Source organism: Flavobacterium bizetiae, from assembly GCF_902804475.1.
Classification (GTDB): domain Bacteria; phylum Bacteroidota; class Bacteroidia; order Flavobacteriales; family Flavobacteriaceae; genus Flavobacterium; species Flavobacterium bizetiae.
This window is the reverse complement of the sequence record NZ_CADCSU010000059.1, coordinates 37,438-55,402: the sequence shown is the minus strand read 5'-3', so window position 1 is coordinate 55,402 and position 17,965 is coordinate 37,438. Positions and strand designations below refer to the sequence as shown.

Genomic DNA, 17,965 nt, shown 5'->3' with positions numbered 1-17,965 from the left:
ACATTATATAAGTATTTGTCAATATATTTTACTGTGAAATAACTTTATTGAATTAAGTTATTGTTTTTGAGTTGTTTAGTTCCGATGCTTGAGTCTGGTCGTAATTTTTTAATCAAGATAAGTATTTTTTTAAAATAAAAAACCCGACAGGTTTTTAAAACCTGTCGGGTTTGCTGTATAATTTAATTTTGGAATTTGAATTTTCCAAAATTGGATTTTTAAAAAATTACTCCACCAATTCCACAAATTTAAAGTCACCTTCAACAGCAACTTTAGTCAAACCGTGTTTCGATAAGTTTTTCATAGACGCATCCCATTTTTTACCGCTTAAATTCGCAGTAATTTTTAGTTGCTGAAGATCCATTTTGTTTTCATTTCCTTTCAATAAATCTACGATAAACTTCTCTTCGTCAGACAATTCAATCTGAGCTTGTTTTTTCTCCGGACGCATTTGCGGGAACAATAAAACTTCCTGAATCGAAGCATTGTTTGTTAAATACATAATCAAACGATCCATACCAATTCCCATTCCGGAAGTTGGAGGCATTCCGTATTCAAGCGCTCTTAAGAAATCCTCATCGATAACTCCGTTTGCTTCATCATCACCTTTTTCAGCCAAACGCATTTGGTCTTCAAAACGTTCACGCTGATCAATTGGATCATTCAATTCAGAATATGCATTTGCAATTTCTTTACCACAAACCATCAATTCAAAACGTTCTGTAAGTTCAGGATTATCACGGTGCTCTTTACATAAAGGAGACATTTCTTTAGGATAATCAGTAATGAAAGTTGGCTGAATATAATTTCCTTCGCATTTCGCTCCAAAAATCTCATCAATCAGTTTTCCTTTACCCATTGTTTTATCCACGTCAATTCCCATTCCTCTTGCAGCGTCAAACAATTCCTCTTCCGTTTTACCAGAGATATCAAAACCAGTAAAATGTTTGATAGAATCTGTCATCGTTACACGTGCATAAGGCGCTTTAAAGTTAATTTGGTGTTCACCAAAAGTAACCTCGCTCGTTCCGTTTACCGCGATAGCGCAATGCTCAAGCAAACCTTCAGCAAATTCCATCATCCAGTTGTAGTCTTTGTAGGCTACATATATTTCCATAGCGGTAAATTCAGGATTATGCGTTCTGTCCATACCTTCATTTCTAAAGTTTTTCGAGAATTCATAAACACCTTCAAAACCACCAACAATTAATCTTTTCAAATACAATTCGTTTGCGATACGCATATAAAGCGGAATATCAAGCGAATTATGGTGCGTGATAAAAGGTCTTGCCGCAGCTCCACCAGGAATCGATTGTAAAACCGGAGTTTCAACCTCAAGATATCCTGCATCATTAAAATAACCACGCATTGCAGTATACAATTTCGTACGTTTAATGAAGTTTTCTTTAACTTGTGGATTCACCGTTAAATCTACATAACGCATTCTGTAACGTAACTCAGGATCTGTAAATGCATCGTGAACGTTTCCATCTGTGTCAACTCTTGGTAAAGGAAGCGGACGAAGTGTTTTACTTAAAAAAGTAAAACCGCTAACACGAATACATTGCGCACCAACTTGTGTTGTAAACAATTCACCTTCAATACCAACAAAGTCACCTAAATCAGTTAATTTTTTAAATACCGTATTGTATAAAGTTTTATCATCACCTTCACACAAAACATCGCGATTCACGTACAATTGTATACGTCCTTCGCTATCCTGCAATTCAGCAAAACAAGCTTTTCCCTGATCTCTAACACTCATTAAACGTCCGGCAACGATCACCTTCTTACCCTCTTCAAAAGATTCCTTTACCTGCTTCGAAGTATGATTTACAGGAAAAAGATTAGCCGGATAAGGATTGATTCCTAAGTTGCGTAAGTTTTGAAGTTTTTCTCTTCGGATGATTTCTTGTTCTGATAATGCCATTTTGTGCTCTTTTTTAAGTGTGCAAAGATAAAGAAAAGAATGTAGATTTTAGAATGCAGGTTTTAGATTTTTTGTAGCAGTAATTTATTGCATTTCAATCCCGTTTTGTCCCGCTATTCACTTGTATCTTTTTTGCCGAAAAAGCAAAAAAGGATACCGCTGCTATCGGGGCTAGAGTAGAGGTTTCAGTTTTTAAAAGAGGTTTTAGGTTGGAGTGTTTTGTCTTTGCGAGGAACGAAGCAATCTCACATGCTGGATCCGTAAAGTTTTTTTAAGTAGGGAGTGATTGCTTCGTTCCTCGAAAAGACAACACTTAAAGAAAATGTAAATCAAATAAAAAACCTCAGTATCTTAGCAACTCAGAACCTTAGTATCTTCAAAAAAATGAACTACATAAAAGCCTTTTTACTATTACTCTTAATTTCAAGCTGCCAAATCACCGAAACCATCAACATCAATCCGGACGGAACCGGAACTATTGAAGTTTTTCAATTACGCGACGAAAATAGTTATATGCAATTAGGACGTCCGTATGCTGATTCTGAAAAATTTGTTGATACAATATTTGTTTTTCAGGATTATATCACAAAGTATGCAGCAACGTTTGCGAAATTTAATAAATCGGATCAGGCATTATTTCAGGAACATGCCAACGTAAAAATGCATATTAAAGTTGATCCCGTTCAAATGGAAAATTTTAATATAATTTCTTCCGACTTTAAAAAAATAGAAGAAATACCTAATGTTTATGAGAGCCTTAGTTTGTCCAATTCGTTAAAAGAAAATTATCCGGTTTCAAAAGAATCTTTTAAAATAAAATATACTTTCGATGGCGTTACCTTCAAAAGAAACTTGGTAATTGTCGATCAGCAAAAGTTTGATAAGGATAAAAAAATGCTGGAAGAAAGAAAAAAAATGTACGCTAAGTATAAATTAGCGCAATCCTATAGTTTAAAATATCATTTTCCAAGAGAAATAAAATCGGTCTCAAACGAGAAGGCAATTATCAGTCCAGATAAAAAAACAATGACATTAGAATTTCAACTTTCAGATTGTTTACAAAATCCGGAAATAACAAATCTCGAAGTTGTTTTGGAGTGAATTTATTAGCCACAGATTTGACGGATTTAAACGGATTTGCACTGATTTTTTATTTTTGAAGTGATAGATCTTTGTCAAAGTTTTAAACTTTGACAAAGATTGTATTGAAAGAACCCGCGTTCAATCCGTTTAAATCCGTAAAATCTGCGGACAATCTTAGCATAAACAATTAAACAAATCCACGATTAAATAAAATAAAATAGTCTTCGTATCTTTGATAAAAAATCAGCCATTATGAAATTATACAAATTACTTAGTTTTTGTTTTGTATTAGCAACATTAACAAGTTGCACCTTAACCGAAAATATTTATGTAAACGATAACGGAACCGGAAAATTCTCTGTAGATATGGATGGTTCTTCTTTAATGGCAATGGCAGGCGAGCAATTGGGACCTGATGCTAAGAAAAATATAGATTCTACTTTTACCTTCAAACAATTATTTGAAGAGAAAAAAGACAGCATCGCAAAATTATCTCCAGAAGCTCAAAAAGAGCTTAAAAAACTGGAAAATTTTGTTGTAAACACCAAAATGAATGGTGAAAAGAAAGAGTTTTTAATGACGCTTTCGACTGATTTTAAAAATGTAAACGAATTGCAAGATGCATTGCAATCTTTGAGCGCGCTTCAGAAATTAGAAGGCGGAGCAAATAGCTCAACGCCTTTTGCAAAAGGATTAGGAGATAATAACAGCAAACTAAGCTATACATACGACGGAAAGAAATTTACGCGTAAAGCAGTAATCGATAAAGCAAAATTGGCAGCAAAAGCAAAAGATTCTGTGCAAGATATGTCCAAGATGATTTTTGCTTCGTCTACCTATACTATAAAGTATCATTTTCCTAAACGAATCAAAAAAGTATCCAACCCAAATGCTTTGTTTAGCGAAGATCGAAAATCAATTACAATTCAATACCCTTTTACGGATTATATGGAGAATCCTGACAAACTCAACTTTGATGTCGAGTTTGAAAAATAATTAAAATGAATAAAAAAATTCAACTTCAGGATTTAGGAAGTAAAGATTATAAATCGACCTGGGAATATCAGGAAGAAATTTTCAAGGATATAGTTGACTTAAAAATCAAAAACCGAAGAGAAGAACTCGATTTACCAACACCCAATTATTTACTATTTGTAGAACATCCGCATGTGTATACATTAGGTAAAAGTGGTGATCTTGAAAATCTTTTATTAAACGAAAAACAGCTGGAAGCCAAAGGAGCAACTTTCTATAAAATCAATCGTGGCGGCGATATTACGTACCATGGGCCAGGACAAATTGTAGGTTATCCGATTCTGGACTTAGAAAATTTCTTTACCGATATTCATAAATACTTGCGTTTTCTGGAAGAAGCTATAATACTGACTTTAGAAGAATACGGCTTGAAATGCGGAAGAAGCGAAGGCGAAACTGGCGTTTGGCTAGATGCAGGAACTCCGTTTGCACGTAAAATTTGTGCACTTGGTGTACGCGCTTCACGCTGGGTAACCATGCACGGATTTGCTTTGAATGTGAATGTAGATTTAGGATATTTTGATAACATTATTCCGTGTGGCATTCGCGGAAAAGGCGTGACTTCATTACAAGTGGAACTTGGCGTAGAAAAAGTCGATGAAACCGAAGTAAAAGCCAAAATTGTCAAACATTTGACTCAATTGTTCGAAGCAGAATTTATTTCGTAAATTTTAATTAACCGCAAAGTTCGCAAAAACTCTGTTTCCTCTGTGTTAATTACAACTAAGAAGTTTTCTAAAATATAAATAGTATGAAAAATGCTGAAGAAAATAACAATTATAGAATTGCCGTTCCTTCAGCATTTGAAACTGTTTTTTCTCATTTTTACTTTGCCGAAAATAAAACGGCGTTTCCCATAACAAAAACTTTATTGCCAAGCTTTCAAACCATATTGGTTTTTAACTTTGGAACAAAATCTTCTCTAAAATCACAGCAAAATACTTTTTTAGAAGTCGAAAAATGTATTGTTCTTGGTCCTATCAAACAAGCCTTTGATTATACTTTAGAACCAAACTCAGAGATTCTGGTAGCCAATTTTAAAGAAGGCGCTTTTTACAGATTCTTTGGCAACGCACTTTTCGATTCTTTGCCCATTCATCCTGATGATTTAATTGATGAAAATTGTTTTACGCTTTTATGGGAAGAACTGCAAAAACTTTCTGATACAAAAGAACGTGTTGATTACATTTTAGATTTCTGTAAACCTTATTTACGGGAGCAAAATGAGATGACAACACTTTTATCTGATTTTCAAAATCAAAATCTGAATCCAATAAAAGCCATTGCTTCGCAGATTAATCAAACCGAAAGAAATGTGCAGCTCAATCAGAAGAAACTTTTTGGTTATACCATTAAAGAAGCCAACCGTTATGAAAGGTTTTTAAAAGCGGTAAATAAAATTCAGGAAAATATAATAAAAGAGTCTAAAACAGATTGGTTAACGATTGTTGACGAATGCGGTTATTACGATCAAAGTCAGCTCATTCATGACTTTAAATATTATATGAATATTTCGCCCACAAAGTTTTTAAAATTTCAAAACGATATCTGCAGCTCTAAACTGTCGTAAACCCTCTTTTCGTTTTCTTACAATTGTACCCAAGTCTTGCGTTTTACATTTGTCATGTTCAATCTTTAAAAATAGAAAACATGAAAAATTTAATTGTTTATGCGCATCCCAATTCAGGTAGTTTAAATCATTTCTTCAAACGGACAGTTTTACTAAGTCTTCAGAAATCAGGAGCAGAAATTAAGGTTCGCGATTTGAATCAAATCAATTTTAATCCGGTTTTATCCCTTGACGATATGAATGGGCAAAGAATGGGTAAAGTCGCTGATGATGTAAAAAAAGAACAGGATTTTATTACCTGGGCAGATCGTATTATTTTTATTTACCCAATTTGGTGGACAGGAATGCCCGCGATTATGAAAGGTTATATCGATCGTGTGTTTAGTTACGGATTTGCGTACCGATACGATCAGGGAATTCAAAAAGGATTACTGACCGGAAAGAAAACAATCATTATCAATTCGCACGGAAAATCAAATGCAGAATATGAAGCAATGGGAATGGATAAAGCTTTGGCACTAACTTCAGATACTGGAATTTTTACGTATTCAGGATTAGAAATCCAAGAGCATTTTTATTTTGATAAGGCAGACAGAGCTTCTCAGGAAAATGTTTCAGACTGGGAAAATCAGCTTAAAGCTGCATTTAAGATTGGAGATAGAGAATCTCTTTTGAAATAAAAAACGGATTTAAAAATCAGGATAATTGTAAAAAATATAAAAAAGAGCCTTTAATAAGAGAGATTTTGAATGGATCGCAAATTATGGAAATGTAGTACTACTATGGGTTTTTTATACTAAATTTGGTCGTATACTTTTAATAAAAGCTTTAGCTAACCTAATTTGATGACTTATGAGAAAAATCTACTTTATCTGTTTTATTTTTATGATTAATGGCCTTTTTGCTCAAAAGAAAGATAAATTAAATCCAATCGAGGTTTATGAAAAAGCATGGTCAGAACGCAAGAGCGAGGCAAGGTTAAAAATAATTAAAACAATTTGGCTGGAGGAAAGCACTTTCGAAGATCCTTCTGCATCCATAAAGGGAACAGCTGCCCTAAACAATGTTATAAATGAATTTTATAAAAAGAATCCCGATGCAGTATTTACATCAGGCCCGAAAGTTGTAAAAGACAATTATGTAAGCTGGGACTGGAAAATTTTAGATTCAAAAAATAAACTCATAATGGCCGGACGTGATTTTGCACGACTCAACGGAAAAGGTCAGGTGAGTAAAATTATTGGTTTTTGGAATCCGGAAGTCACTTTGTCTGAATCTGAAATTTTGAATAATCTGGAAATTGAAAATTTTAAGATCGTTGCCCAATATTACGAGAGCCTGTTTAAGACCAGAGACTTTACTACAATGGCACATTTAATAGAAGAAGGCGCTGTTTATTATCAGGCAGAAGGATTGCCTTATGGAGGGAAATATGTAGGTTTTAATGAATGGACTAAAATGTATGCAAAATCAGCTGAATTTTTTGATTTAGAAATAGAAAAAGAACCTGTTTATTTTAGTGATTCGACCAAAAATGAAGTCATTATTTATTTTACCATAAAAACCAAAGCAAAAAAATCGGGTAAGACTCTTTTAATGCCAATTTCTGAACATTTTGATATAAAGGATGGAAAAATTACAGCAATCAGACCTTTCTATTTTGATACCAAACAATTTGCTGAATTCTTAAAAAGTAAAAAATAATAGAAAGTAAAATACTTTACAAACAAAAAAGACTTATCTAAACGGATAAGTCTTTTTTGTTATTCAAAATTCAATTCCAGTTGATCCGGCAAGAGTCTAAAACTCATTCGGTGGTATTTTGTAGTTCCGTATTTTTTAATGGCCTCCCGATGTTCTTTGGTCGGATAACCTTTGTTTTGTTTCCAGTTGTACATGGGAAATTCTTCGTGAATTTGATCCATATATTCGTCACGATACGTTTTTGCGAGCACAGAAGCTGCGGCAATACTTAAAAACTTACCATCACCTTTTATAATACTTTGATTAGGAATCGATTTTAGTAACTCAATTTCGGTGATAGAAAACTGTTTGCCAAAAGTATTCTTTAAGCCCAATTTAGCATTCAGAGAACGATTTCCGTCTACAATAATAAACTCAGGAACCTGATTTAATTTCAGGATACATTCCTGCATTCCCTTCATTGAAGCGTTTAAAATATTAATCTCGTCAATTTCGTTAGGATGTAAATGAGTGACGGAAAAACAAAGTGCATGTTGTTCGATGATGGGTTTTAAAAATACCCTCATCTTTTCTGTCAATTGTTTACTGTCGTTTAAAAGTTCATGCTCAAAATGGGTTGGCAAAATTACTGCAGCTGCCGTTACCGGACCAGCCAGGCAACCACGGCCAGCTTCATCAGTTCCGGTTTCCAGATTAAATCCTGAGAAATTCTTTTCGAGCATTTTCTTTTTTTTATTTGATTCGCAAATATTATAAAATTTTCTTTAAAAACATTCGTTCTCTTACTATTTGCTAAAGCAGTGGTATAAATTCAAGTGTTTTTTTATTTATACGTTTTTATCTTTTACCTTTGCCAGACAAATTTTGCCAAAATAATTCCATATAAAGCGATCAAATGAGAATATTCTTTTTTCTATACCTATTAGTTGTACCCACTTTATTGTTTTCTCAGGAAAAAAATACTTCTAAAAATAGTTTAGATATGAATACAAAATATTCAAGTATAACTGATACTATTAAAAAGAAAAAGGCAAAAATTGCTACAATAGATCAATATCAGATTATTACGCTGGAGCACGATACCACCTATGTCGATACTTCATTAACCTTAAAAAGTGCGTACAAACAAAACAATCTTCGCAAGGATGATTTCGGACTTTTGTCTTTTGCAAATATCGGACAGACTTATAATACTTTACAATACAGCTTAACGAGTTTTTCTCCTTATCCGGAAATAGGATTTAACGGAAAACACTTTAATTATATACAGGCAGATCAAATCAATTACTACTCAGCAGCAACACCGTTGACCGAATTGTTTTTTAATACAACCATAAATAAAGGTCAGAACGTAGATTCGTTTATTACTTTAAATACTTCAAAAAATCTGAATTTTTCTATTGCGTACAGAGGTTTACGTTCAGAAGGAGATTATATAAACCAATTGGTTAGTTCGGGAAATTTTAGATTTACAACGAGTTATTTTACAACCGACAGAAGATACGCGATCAACGGGCATTATACTTATCAGGATGTTCTAAATGAAGAAAACGGAGGAATTACTACGCCTTCTGACTTTGAAAGTGATAATCCGGATTATAAAAACCGTCAAAGATTGCAAGTGTATCTTACAGATGCTGAGTCGTTCTTAAAAGGCCGACGTTTGTTTTTTGATCATGCTTTTAGAATTAATCCAACTGAAGGAAATAATAATTTATATGTAACGCACCAGTTTAATTACGAGAACAAATTTTTTGAATACAATCAGGCAACAGTTCTTTCTACAGTTGGTACCAGATCTGTAAGACGATTTGGAGATTCGTACGTGACAAGTGGGATCAACGATCAGACACATTACGAAAGATTGTATAATAAAGTAGGAGTGGCGTATGAAAACTCTCTTTTAGGGAAATTTAATTTTTTCGTAGACGATTACAGATCTAATTATAAATATGGTAGAGTTTTAGTTGATGCTGCGGGAAATGTGATTCCGGATAATTTATTTTTACAAATTAATAATGTAGGCGGACAATTTGAATATCAAAAAAACAAATGGAACGGACGTTTTTTATATTCAAGATCAATTACAAACCAGTCATTATCTGATTTGGATGCTAAACTGAAATATGATTTTAGTGATAAAATCCAGTTTGATTTTAGATATCGTAACATCAATAAATTACCAAATAATAATTACAATTTGTACCAAAGTAGTTATGTACAATACAACTGGTCGCACAATTTTAAAAACGAGAAAATTAATTCGCTTAGTGCCGCAGTTCGTACACCTTGGTTAAACGGAGAAGTTCAGTATACCGTTTTAAACGATCATTTGTATTTTGCAGATGTTTCCAACCCAGCTCAAAAAGCTGTTAATACACAAATTATAAATCCGGCTCAGTACGGAAATGCGATTAACTATCTTGAAATAAAAGCAAGTCGTGAATTTAAATTTGGCGCTTTTGCTCTTGATAATACACTTTTATATCAAAAAGTAGATCAGTCAGATTTAATCTTAAATGTACCGGATTTCGTAACAAGAAATACGTTTTATTATTCAGGTCACTTTTTTAAGAAAGCCTTGTTTATGCAAACCGGAATCGTTTTTAATTACTTTACAAAGTACTACGGAAATGGTTACAACCCTGTTGTTGGAGAATTCTATGTTCAGAAAGATAAAGAAATTGGCGGTTATCCGTTATTCGATGTTTTCGTAAATGCCAGAATTCGTCAAACAAGATTCTACCTGAAAGCAGAACACATAAATGCTTTGTTTTCTAAAAGCGACTATTATTCGGCGCCTAATAATCCTTATCGTGATTTTGTTATTCGATTTGGTTTAGTTTGGAATTTCTTCCAATAAAAACAAGGCATATATTATATAAAAAAATCAAATATTAAATTAAATAGAAATGGACTTTTCAAATAACATTTTAGAAACAATTGGTAATACACCATTGGTAAAACTCAACAAAATTGTTGCTGAAATTGATGCGTTAGTATTGGCAAAAGTCGAAACTTTTAATCCGGGAAATTCTGTAAAAGACAGAATGGCCGTAAAAATGATTGAAGATGCAGAGGCAGATGGCCGATTAAAACCAGGAGGAACTATTATTGAAGGTACCTCTGGAAATACCGGAATGGGATTAGCGCTTGTAGCTATCATTAAAGGATATAAACTGATTTGTGTGATATCAGACAAACAGTCTAAAGAAAAAATGGATATTTTACGTGCAGTAGGCGCCAAAGTTGTAGTTTGTCCTACAGATGTTGAACCAACAGATCCAAGATCGTATTATTCTGTTTCAAAACGTCTGGCCGAAGAAACACCAAATTCATGGTATGTAAACCAGTACGATAATATGTCGAACTCATTGGCACATTACGAACAAACAGGACCGGAAATCTGGAAACAAACAGATGGAAAAATTACTCATTTTGTAGTTGGAGTAGGAACAGGCGGAACTATTTCTGGTGTTGGGAGATATTTAAAAGAAAAAAATCCAAACATTAAAATTTGGGGAATTGATACTTATGGTTCTGTTTTTAAAAAGTACCACGAAACCGGTATTTTCGACGAAAACGAAATTTACTCGTATATCACAGAAGGAATTGGTGAAGATATTTTACCTAAAAACGTAGACTTCTCTTTAATCGACGGATTTACAAAAGTAACAGATAAAGATGCGGCGGTTTACACTAGAAAAATTGCACTTGAAGAAGCTATTTTTGTGGGTAACTCTGCCGGAGCTTGTATAAAAGGCTTGTTACAGCTTAAAGAACATTTTAAGCCAGAAGATGTAGTTGTAGTATTATTTCATGATTCAGGAAGCCGTTACGTAGGTAAAATGTTTAATGATGACTGGATGCGTGAGCGTGGTTTCTTAGAAGAAAACATTACAAAGGCCGAGGATGTTATCAAAGATCATATCGATAAACAATTGATCGTTGTTCGTACCGAAGAATTAGTTTCGCACGCTATCGAGCGTATGCGTAAGTATAAAATCTCGCAAATTCCGGTTGTAGATATTAACGGATTTGTAGGTTCTGTTGATGAAACAGATTTATTTAGAAGTTATGTTGCGGATAAAAACGTAGCCGAGAAACCAATTAAAGAAGTAATGGGCAAACCATTCCCAATTGTAAAATTAGGAACTCCAATCGAAGAAGTTTCTAAATTGTTTACCAAAGAAAATGATGCTGTTTTAGTTGATCTTGGAAACGGAAACCATCATATTATCACCAAATATGATATCATTGGAGCAATAAAATAAAATAGTTTTAATAAAATTTAAATCCATAAATCTAATAGGAACAAATTAGATTTATGGATTTTTTAGCTTAATACATTCGAAAATGACTTTTACCGCGATAGATTTTGAAACTGCTACAGGACATCATCCGTGCTCTGTTGGAATTGTTACTGTAGAGAACGGAATAATTGTAGATGAGTTTGTTACTTTAATAAAACCGCCTAAAAACGAGTACAATCCTTTTACGATTCGTGTACACGGAATCTATCCAAAAGATACCATTAATGCCAAAACTTTTGTGCAGGTGTATCCTGAAATCGAAAAGAGATTAAAGAACAGAGTAGTAGTGGCGCATAACGAAAGCTTTGATCGTAATGTTTTAATGAAATCGATGATGCTTTACGGCTTGCAATATGAAGATTTGAATATAGCTGAAAAATGGGAATGTACCGTTAAGATATACAAGGCAAAAGGTTTTAAACCAACTAAATTAAGTGATTGCTGTCGTGAAATGAAAATTCAGTTAAATCATCACGAAGCCTTATCTGATGCAAGAGCTTGTGCTAAATTATATATGTTGAGATAAAAACATATTATTTGTAAGATTAACATTATTTTATTTTATTTGATTTTAGACTTTTTATAAACCAAAGTAAAAGTCTAAAAAATGAAAGAAGATTTTCTTCATTATCTCTGGAAATTTAAAAAGTTCGAAACCCTGAATTTAAAAACTACGCAGGGCGAGCAAATCACGATTATTAAAACCGGAGATTATTTAGAACTTGCCGGCCCCGATTTTTTTAATGCCCAAATTGTGATAGAAAATCAAAAATGGGCGGGAAATGTCGAGATTCATTTAAAGTCTTCGGATTGGTATGTTCATGGTCATGAAAAAGATGTGGCTTACGAAAATGTCATTCTGCATGTTGTATGGGAACATGACACCGAAATATTTGGAAAAAACAATAGAGAAATTCCTGTTTTGATTCTGAAAGAATATGTTCCTTCAGAAATTTTATCCAATTATAATTCTTAAGTGTCGCCTAAGTCCTGGATCTTTTGCGAAAAAAGCATCGGGAAAATTGACGATTTTACATTTAACAACTGGCAGGAAAGATTATTTTTTGATCGCTTAGAACGCAAATCAAAATTTATTTATGATTTGCTGGAAGAAACAAATCAGGATTGGGAAGGAGTTTTGTTCTCTCTGTTAGCAAAGAATTTTGGTTTAAATACAAATGGAAATTCATTTTTGCAAATCGCTAAATCTATTCCATTTTCTATAATCAGAAAAGAAAGTTTTGAAGTCGAAAATCTCGAAGCATTACTTTTGGGTGCATCAGGTTTGTTGGACGATGATAAGGAAGATATCTACTTTACAGATCTAAAGCTGAGGTATTATTATCTTCTTACCAAATACCAATTAGAGAAACGACATATAGATGCTGTACAATTTTTTAAACACCGTCCGGATAATTTCCCAACCATTCGACTTTCGCAATTGGCTAATTTATATCACAAACATCAAAATTTATTTTCAAAAATAATCGAACTAAGGTCAGTTAAAAGTGTTTATGATTTGCTGAGTGTGTCGGCGAGTTTATATTGGCAAAACCATTATCAGTTTGATAAAGAAGGTATAACGAAACCAAAATCATTATCTAAATCCTTTCTGGATCTTATCATTATAAATACCATAATTCCTATTCAGTTTGCCTATTCTAATATAAGAGGCGAATCTATTGCCGAAGAATTAATAACGTTTATGAATGAAGTTACGCCTGAGAAAAATGCTATTATAGATAAGTTTCAATCCTTTGGAATTGCTTCAAAAAATGCTTTTGAAACCCAAACATTATTAGAGCTTAAAAATGAATATTGCAATCATAAAGCATGTCTAAAATGCGCCCTTGGTATAGAGTTACTGAAGAATAACCAGAATTAGAGAATTAGAAAATGAGTCAATGAGATAATTTTGTACTTTTGTTTTTTCTGGAAAATAATAAAATTCTGAGCGAATGCGAAGGATAAAATCTAAAATCTAAAATCTACCTATGTCAGCTATTTTAAAACTCAAATTCTTTTTCGAAAAATATGGTTTTCATGTTTCTTCAAGATTGGCCGATAAATTGGGTATGCGTGTAACAAGTGTACGATTATTTTTTATTTACATTTCGTTTGTTACTGCAGGTTTAGGATTTGGAGTTTATCTGACTTTAGCTTTTTGGATTAGACTAAAAGATTTAATTCGTGCTAAACGAACATCAGTTTTCGATTTATAAGATTATTTAAAACATAAAAAAAGGATCATAAAGTTATTTACTCTATGATCCTTTTTTGTATCTCTTTAGAAAATTATTTCTCCGGATTATTCAGTTTACTGTTTTTCTTACCATAAACAAAGTAAATTGCTACTCCCAATGCCATCCAGACTACAAGTCTTACCCAGCTCTCGTTAGGTAATGAATACATCAACGCCAAACAAATTACGATACCTGCAATAGGTACAAATGGTACTAAAGGTGTTCTGAAAGATCTTGGAGCATCTGGCATTCTTTTACGCATTACCATTACACCAATACAAACAAGTACAAAGGCTAATAATGTTCCAATACTTACCATATGTCCTAAATCGCTTACAGGAACCAATCCAGCAAATAAACTTACAAATACTAAGAAGAAAAGGTTAGTTTTCCACGGAGTACGAAATTTAGAGTGAATAGAACTGAAGAATGGAGGTAATAAACCATCTTTACTCATAGTATAAAACACACGGCTTTGACCTAAAAGCATCACCAATATTACAGAAGTATAACCCGCCAAAATAGCTACAATTAAACCAGTTTGTAAAAAGTCGTAACCTGTTTTTGCAAAAGCAGTTGCAGCAGGTTTAGCATCTCCGGCAAATTCTTTATAATTAACAAGACCTGTCATTACGTGAGCAAAAAACACATATAATAACGTACATATAATAAGCGATCCTAAAATACCAATTGGCATTCCTTTTTGAGGGTTTTTAGCCTCCTGAGCAGCTGTAGATACAGCATCAAAACCAATAAAGGCAAAGAATACAGTTCCGGCACCAGCAGCAATTCCTGACCATCCAAACTCACCAAAAACACCTGTGTTTTCAGGAATATAAGGAGTGTAGTTTGCCGTGTCAATAAAGCTCCATCCTAAAATGATGAAAACAAGTACTACAGCAACCTTTACAACAACTAAAAAGTTGTTTAATGATGCAGATTCTTTTGTTCCTCTAATCAATAATAAAGATAACATCGATACAATAAAAATCGCAGGTAGGTTAACAATACCACCTTCAATTACTGTACCGTCACTAAGTTTCAGAGTTTCCCAGGGCGAACATATAAAATCGTGAGGGAGGTGAATTCCGTATTTGTTTAGTAGTTCTAATAAGTAGCGGGACCAACTTACACCAACTGTGGCGGCTCCCAAAGCGTATTCTAAAACTAAATCCCAACCAATAATCCAAGCCATAAATTCTCCCATTGTAGCATAAGAGTAGGTATATGCACTACCCGCAACCGGAATCATAGAAGCAAATTCTGCATAACAAAGTCCGGCAAAAGCACATCCAACGGCTGCTAAAACAAAAGAAAGAGTAACTGCTGGTCCTGCATGTTCTGCAGCAGCAATTCCTGTTAACGAGAATAATCCGGCTCCAATAATGGCTCCAACTCCAAGTGCAACGAGCGACCGTGAAGATAGAGTTCTTTTCAAGCCTTTTTCAGATTCGGAAGCTTCGTCAAGCAATACCGAAAGTGGTTTAGTTTTCCAAATTGACATATTATAATATTGGTTTATTGTTATTAAGCTCCAAATGTATCGTTTTTTGTAAAAAATAAAAACAATTATCTCTTTTTAAGTTATAAAATATTAAATTTTTTGCTAAAACCTCCGTTGATTATTCTTTAACTACTGGGATTCATTAAATTAATTGGCCTTTATTAGCGAAAAATGCAATTTTAAAAACAATAATATATTTAGTATATTTCTTGTTAAATTAATCGTTTTTCCCTTAATTTACAGGATTTATTAGAAAACAATAATTTTAATTGTAATGAACTTTAGCCCGTTTGCAAAATATTTGAAGTTTACAAAACAACAACGTACAGGAATTTTTTTACTTTTTGTTTTTATAATGATATTACAGACAATTTATTTTTTTGTCGACTTTAGCTCACCCGAAAAATCTTTTCAGGAAAAAGACCAATGGATGTCTTTGCAATCAGAAATTGATGCTATGAAGCTTGCCAAACTTAGTGATAAACCAAAAGTCTATTCTTTCAATCCCAATTTTATTACAGATTATAAAGGATATAAATTAGGAATGTCGGTTCAGGAAAATCGATCGTCTGTTGGCTTTTCGCAAAGAGAACAAATATGTAAATTCAGCAAAAGAGTTTCAGGAAGTAACAAAAGTTTCAGATTCTTTATTAAATACAATCGCACCACTATTTAAATTTCCGGATTGGACTAAGAATAAAATTGATTTTAAAACAGAAAGAAAAGAATTCGCAACAAAGGAGAATTTTAAAAAAGACAATTTCAAAAAGGAAAAAATTATAGTTCTGGATATCAATCAGGCGACGCAAGAAGATTTGATCAAGATTTATGGCATTGGCGAAGCATTATCAGCAAGAAATATTAAAACAAAAAGAAATTTTAGGCTGTTTTGTTTCTATGGAACAAATGAATGATCTTTGGGGACTTTCTCCAGAAGTTATCAGTGAACTCAACACTCATTTTAAAGTCGTAATACCTTCTTCATTTAAAAAAATAGCCATAAACGATGCGTCTTTAAAAGAATTATCGCAGTTCTCGTATTTCAAATATGCCTTGGCAAAACAAATTGTAACCTATAGAAGTATGAACGGAAATATTAATAATATTGAGGATTTATCAAAAATTAAAGGTTTTCCTGTTGAAAAAGCAAAAATAATTAGTTTATATTTGGAGTTCTAAAACAAAAGCAACTTATAATGAATTTTGAATATAACGAAACGCAGTCGATGATTGCTCAATCTATAAAAGATTTTGCCGAAAAAAATATCAGACCTAATATTATGGAATGGGATGAGGCTCAAATTTTTCCAGTTGACCTATTTAAAAAATTAGGCGAAATGGGATATATGGGAGTTTTAGTACCTGAAGAATACGGAGGATCAGGATTGGGGTATCATGAATACATTACAGTTGTAGAAGAAATTTCAAAAGTAGATCCTTCAATTGGTTTATCAGTTGCGGCGCATAATTCATTATGCACCAATCATATTTTAACTTTTGGAAACGAAGAACAAAAGAAAAAATGGTTACCTAAATTGGCTACCGCAGAATATATAGGAGCCTGGGGTTTAACAGAACACAATACAGGATCTGATGCTGGCGGAATGAATACCACAGCAGTAAAAGATGGTGATGAATGGATTGTAAACGGAGCTAAAAACTTTATAACACATGCAATCTCTGGAGATATCGCTGTTGTAATTGTGCGTACCGGAGAAAAAGGAGACTCAAAAGGTATGACGGCTTTTGTTTTCGAAAAAGGAATGAAAGGATTTACATCAGGTAAAAAAGAAAATAAATTAGGAATGCGTGCCAGCGAAACTGCAGAATTGGTTTTTGATGGTTGCAGAGTTCCTGATGCTAATAGATTAGGAGAAGTAGGGCAAGGATTTGTTCAGGCAATGAAAATACTTGACGGAGGTCGTATCTCAATCGGTGCCTTATCATTAGGAATCGCAAAAGGAGCTTATGAAGCTGCTCTTAAATATTCTAAAGAAAGACATCAGTTCGGCCAGCCTATTAGTAGTTTTCAGGGAATTTCCTTTAAACTCGCTGATATGGCAACCGAGATCGAAGCTTCAGAATTACTGTTACATAAAGCAGCATTCTTAAAGCAACAACATAAACCCGTTACCACATTGGGTGCAATGGCAAAAATGTATGCCTCGGAAGCTTGTGTCAAAATCGCAAACGAAGCCGTTCAAATTCACGGTGGTTATGGTTATACAAAAGACTTTCCGGTAGAGAAATTCTATCGTGATTCAAAACTATGTACTATAGGAGAAGGAACAACTGAAATTCAAAAATTAGTTATTTCAAGAAATTTATTGAAGTAATATAATATAGAGTAGAATAATTTGGGCGTGCCCATAAAAACAAAAGCCATTTAGCAGCCGCTAAGTGGCTTTTGTTTTTATGGTCGGGCTTTTCATTGCAATCTTTTTTGTTTTTAAAGAAAAAACAAAAAAGGATTTCCATTGCAATCCCTCACGCATCTAGTCGTATTATAGAAGTTTTGTAAAATCAAAGACAGTTTAAATTCTTTATTCTTTCCTCTCTTTTTTATATTCTCAAAAAATAATT

General features: G+C 33.3%; 16 protein-coding genes and 1 pseudogene. 14 read left to right on the top strand and 3 right to left on the bottom strand.

Annotation, left to right across the window (positions count from 1 at the left end; genetic code table 11):
- Positions 1–226 precede the first annotated feature (226 nt).
- Positions 227–1,930, bottom strand: a complete 1,704-nt coding sequence (gene lysS / locus FLACOL7796_RS06115) for a lysine--tRNA ligase (protein WP_173969930.1) — start codon at positions 1,928–1,930, stop codon at positions 227–229.
- Positions 1,931–2,314: 384 nt separating this feature from the next.
- On the opposite strand from lysS, the gene FLACOL7796_RS06110 reads away from it, so the two are divergent.
- The 6 genes from FLACOL7796_RS06110 (at position 2,315) to FLACOL7796_RS06085 (ending at position 7,322) form a co-directional block, all read left to right on the top strand.
- The gene (locus tag FLACOL7796_RS06110) at positions 2,315–3,031 is read left to right on the top strand and encodes a hypothetical protein (RefSeq protein WP_173969929.1); all 717 of its coding nucleotides are present in this window, start codon (positions 2,315–2,317) and stop codon (positions 3,029–3,031) included.
- Between the two features lie 234 nt (positions 3,032–3,265).
- Positions 3,266–4,009, top strand: a complete 744-nt coding sequence (locus FLACOL7796_RS06105) for a hypothetical protein (RefSeq protein ID WP_173969928.1) — start codon at positions 3,266–3,268, stop codon at positions 4,007–4,009.
- Between the two features lie 5 nt (positions 4,010–4,014).
- Positions 4,015–4,716 (top strand): lipoyl(octanoyl) transferase LipB, encoded by a 702-nt coding sequence (gene lipB, locus FLACOL7796_RS06100; RefSeq protein ID WP_173969927.1) that lies wholly within the window; start codon positions 4,015–4,017, stop codon positions 4,714–4,716.
- Positions 4,717–4,799: 83 nt separating this feature from the next.
- Entirely contained in the window at positions 4,800–5,618 is an 819-nt protein-coding gene (locus FLACOL7796_RS06095) for a DUF6597 domain-containing transcriptional factor (protein ID WP_173969926.1), read from the top strand.
- 80 nt (positions 5,619–5,698) lie between these two features.
- On the top strand, positions 5,699–6,298 hold the full coding sequence (locus FLACOL7796_RS06090) for an NAD(P)H-dependent oxidoreductase (protein ID WP_173969925.1): 600 nt from the start codon (positions 5,699–5,701) through the stop codon (positions 6,296–6,298).
- 172 nt (positions 6,299–6,470) lie between these two features.
- Positions 6,471–7,322, top strand: a complete 852-nt coding sequence (locus tag FLACOL7796_RS06085; RefSeq protein ID WP_173969924.1) for a nuclear transport factor 2 family protein — start codon at positions 6,471–6,473, stop codon at positions 7,320–7,322.
- Between the two features lie 59 nt (positions 7,323–7,381).
- On the opposite strand, the gene FLACOL7796_RS06080 is transcribed toward FLACOL7796_RS06085, so the two are convergent.
- Positions 7,382–8,044, bottom strand: coding sequence for a ribonuclease HII (locus FLACOL7796_RS06080; protein WP_173969923.1), 663 nt, complete (start codon positions 8,042–8,044; stop codon positions 7,382–7,384).
- Between the two features lie 173 nt (positions 8,045–8,217).
- Between FLACOL7796_RS06080 and FLACOL7796_RS06075 the strand changes: the two genes are divergently transcribed.
- The 5 genes and pseudogenes from FLACOL7796_RS06075 to FLACOL7796_RS06055 all read left to right on the top strand — a co-directional run bounded on the left by FLACOL7796_RS06075 (position 8,218) and on the right by FLACOL7796_RS06055 (position 13,857).
- A complete protein-coding gene (locus FLACOL7796_RS06075) occupies positions 8,218–10,185 on the top strand; it encodes a putative porin (protein WP_173969922.1) in 1,968 nt (655 codons plus the stop codon).
- 49 nt (positions 10,186–10,234) lie between these two features.
- Positions 10,235–11,596, top strand: a complete 1,362-nt coding sequence (locus tag FLACOL7796_RS06070) for a pyridoxal-phosphate dependent enzyme (RefSeq protein WP_173969921.1) — start codon at positions 10,235–10,237, stop codon at positions 11,594–11,596.
- 82 nt (positions 11,597–11,678) lie between these two features.
- On the top strand, positions 11,679–12,161 hold the full coding sequence (locus FLACOL7796_RS06065; RefSeq protein ID WP_173969920.1) for a 3'-5' exonuclease: 483 nt from the start codon (positions 11,679–11,681) through the stop codon (positions 12,159–12,161).
- An 81-nt stretch (positions 12,162–12,242) separates the two neighbouring features.
- Positions 12,243–13,520, top strand: a pseudogene (locus FLACOL7796_RS06060) (DUF2851 family protein).
- Between the two features lie 109 nt (positions 13,521–13,629).
- Complete coding sequence (locus FLACOL7796_RS06055) at positions 13,630–13,857, top strand: PspC family transcriptional regulator (RefSeq protein ID WP_007810860.1); 228 nt, start codon at positions 13,630–13,632, stop codon at positions 13,855–13,857.
- A gap of 73 nt (positions 13,858–13,930) precedes the next feature.
- Here the strand turns inward: FLACOL7796_RS06055 and FLACOL7796_RS06050 are convergent, their stop codons facing one another.
- Positions 13,931–15,382, bottom strand: a complete 1,452-nt coding sequence (locus FLACOL7796_RS06050) for an amino acid permease (RefSeq protein ID WP_173969919.1) — start codon at positions 15,380–15,382, stop codon at positions 13,931–13,933.
- Between the two features lie 355 nt (positions 15,383–15,737).
- Here FLACOL7796_RS06050 and FLACOL7796_RS24850 point away from each other — a divergent pair, with 355 nt between their 5' ends.
- From FLACOL7796_RS24850 to FLACOL7796_RS06040, 3 genes are all read left to right on the top strand, one after another.
- Entirely contained in the window at positions 15,738–16,058 is a 321-nt protein-coding gene (locus tag FLACOL7796_RS24850) for a hypothetical protein (protein WP_317168329.1), read from the top strand.
- A gap of 152 nt (positions 16,059–16,210) precedes the next feature.
- Entirely contained in the window at positions 16,211–16,561 is a 351-nt protein-coding gene (locus FLACOL7796_RS24845) for a ComEA family DNA-binding protein (RefSeq protein ID WP_317168328.1), read from the top strand.
- 17 nt (positions 16,562–16,578) lie between these two features.
- Positions 16,579–17,718 carry an acyl-CoA dehydrogenase family protein gene (locus tag FLACOL7796_RS06040; RefSeq protein ID WP_173969918.1) on the top strand — a complete coding sequence of 380 codons (1,140 nt, stop codon included), beginning with the start codon at positions 16,579–16,581 and terminating at the stop codon, positions 17,716–17,718.
- The last annotated feature ends 247 nt before the right edge of the window (positions 17,719–17,965 follow it).

Excerpts from the sequence above, each read along its gene's own strand:
- lysS (WP_173969930.1), bottom strand. The coding sequence starts at position 1,930 with ATGGCATTATCAGAACAAGAAATCATCCGAAGAGAAAAACTTCAAAAC.
- FLACOL7796_RS06110 (WP_173969929.1), top strand. The coding sequence starts at position 2,315 with ATGAACTACATAAAAGCCTTTTTACTATTACTCTTAATTTCAAGCTGC.
- FLACOL7796_RS06105 (WP_173969928.1), top strand. The coding sequence starts at position 3,266 with ATGAAATTATACAAATTACTTAGTTTTTGTTTTGTATTAGCAACATTA.
- lipB (WP_173969927.1), top strand. The coding sequence starts at position 4,015 with ATGAATAAAAAAATTCAACTTCAGGATTTAGGAAGTAAAGATTATAAA.
- FLACOL7796_RS06095 (WP_173969926.1), top strand. The coding sequence starts at position 4,800 with ATGAAAAATGCTGAAGAAAATAACAATTATAGAATTGCCGTTCCTTCA.
- FLACOL7796_RS06090 (WP_173969925.1), top strand. The coding sequence starts at position 5,699 with ATGAAAAATTTAATTGTTTATGCGCATCCCAATTCAGGTAGTTTAAAT.
- FLACOL7796_RS06085 (WP_173969924.1), top strand. The coding sequence starts at position 6,471 with ATGAGAAAAATCTACTTTATCTGTTTTATTTTTATGATTAATGGCCTT.
- FLACOL7796_RS06080 (WP_173969923.1), bottom strand. The coding sequence starts at position 8,044 with ATGCTCGAAAAGAATTTCTCAGGATTTAATCTGGAAACCGGAACTGAT.
- FLACOL7796_RS06075 (WP_173969922.1), top strand. The coding sequence starts at position 8,218 with ATGAGAATATTCTTTTTTCTATACCTATTAGTTGTACCCACTTTATTG.
- FLACOL7796_RS06070 (WP_173969921.1), top strand. The coding sequence starts at position 10,235 with ATGGACTTTTCAAATAACATTTTAGAAACAATTGGTAATACACCATTG.
- FLACOL7796_RS06065 (WP_173969920.1), top strand. The coding sequence starts at position 11,679 with ATGACTTTTACCGCGATAGATTTTGAAACTGCTACAGGACATCATCCG.
- FLACOL7796_RS06055 (WP_007810860.1), top strand. The coding sequence starts at position 13,630 with ATGTCAGCTATTTTAAAACTCAAATTCTTTTTCGAAAAATATGGTTTT.
- FLACOL7796_RS06050 (WP_173969919.1), bottom strand. The coding sequence starts at position 15,382 with ATGTCAATTTGGAAAACTAAACCACTTTCGGTATTGCTTGACGAAGCT.
- FLACOL7796_RS24850 (WP_317168329.1), top strand. The coding sequence starts at position 15,738 with ATGATATTACAGACAATTTATTTTTTTGTCGACTTTAGCTCACCCGAA.
- FLACOL7796_RS24845 (WP_317168328.1), top strand. The coding sequence starts at position 16,211 with ATGGCATTGGCGAAGCATTATCAGCAAGAAATATTAAAACAAAAAGAA.
- FLACOL7796_RS06040 (WP_173969918.1), top strand. The coding sequence starts at position 16,579 with ATGAATTTTGAATATAACGAAACGCAGTCGATGATTGCTCAATCTATA.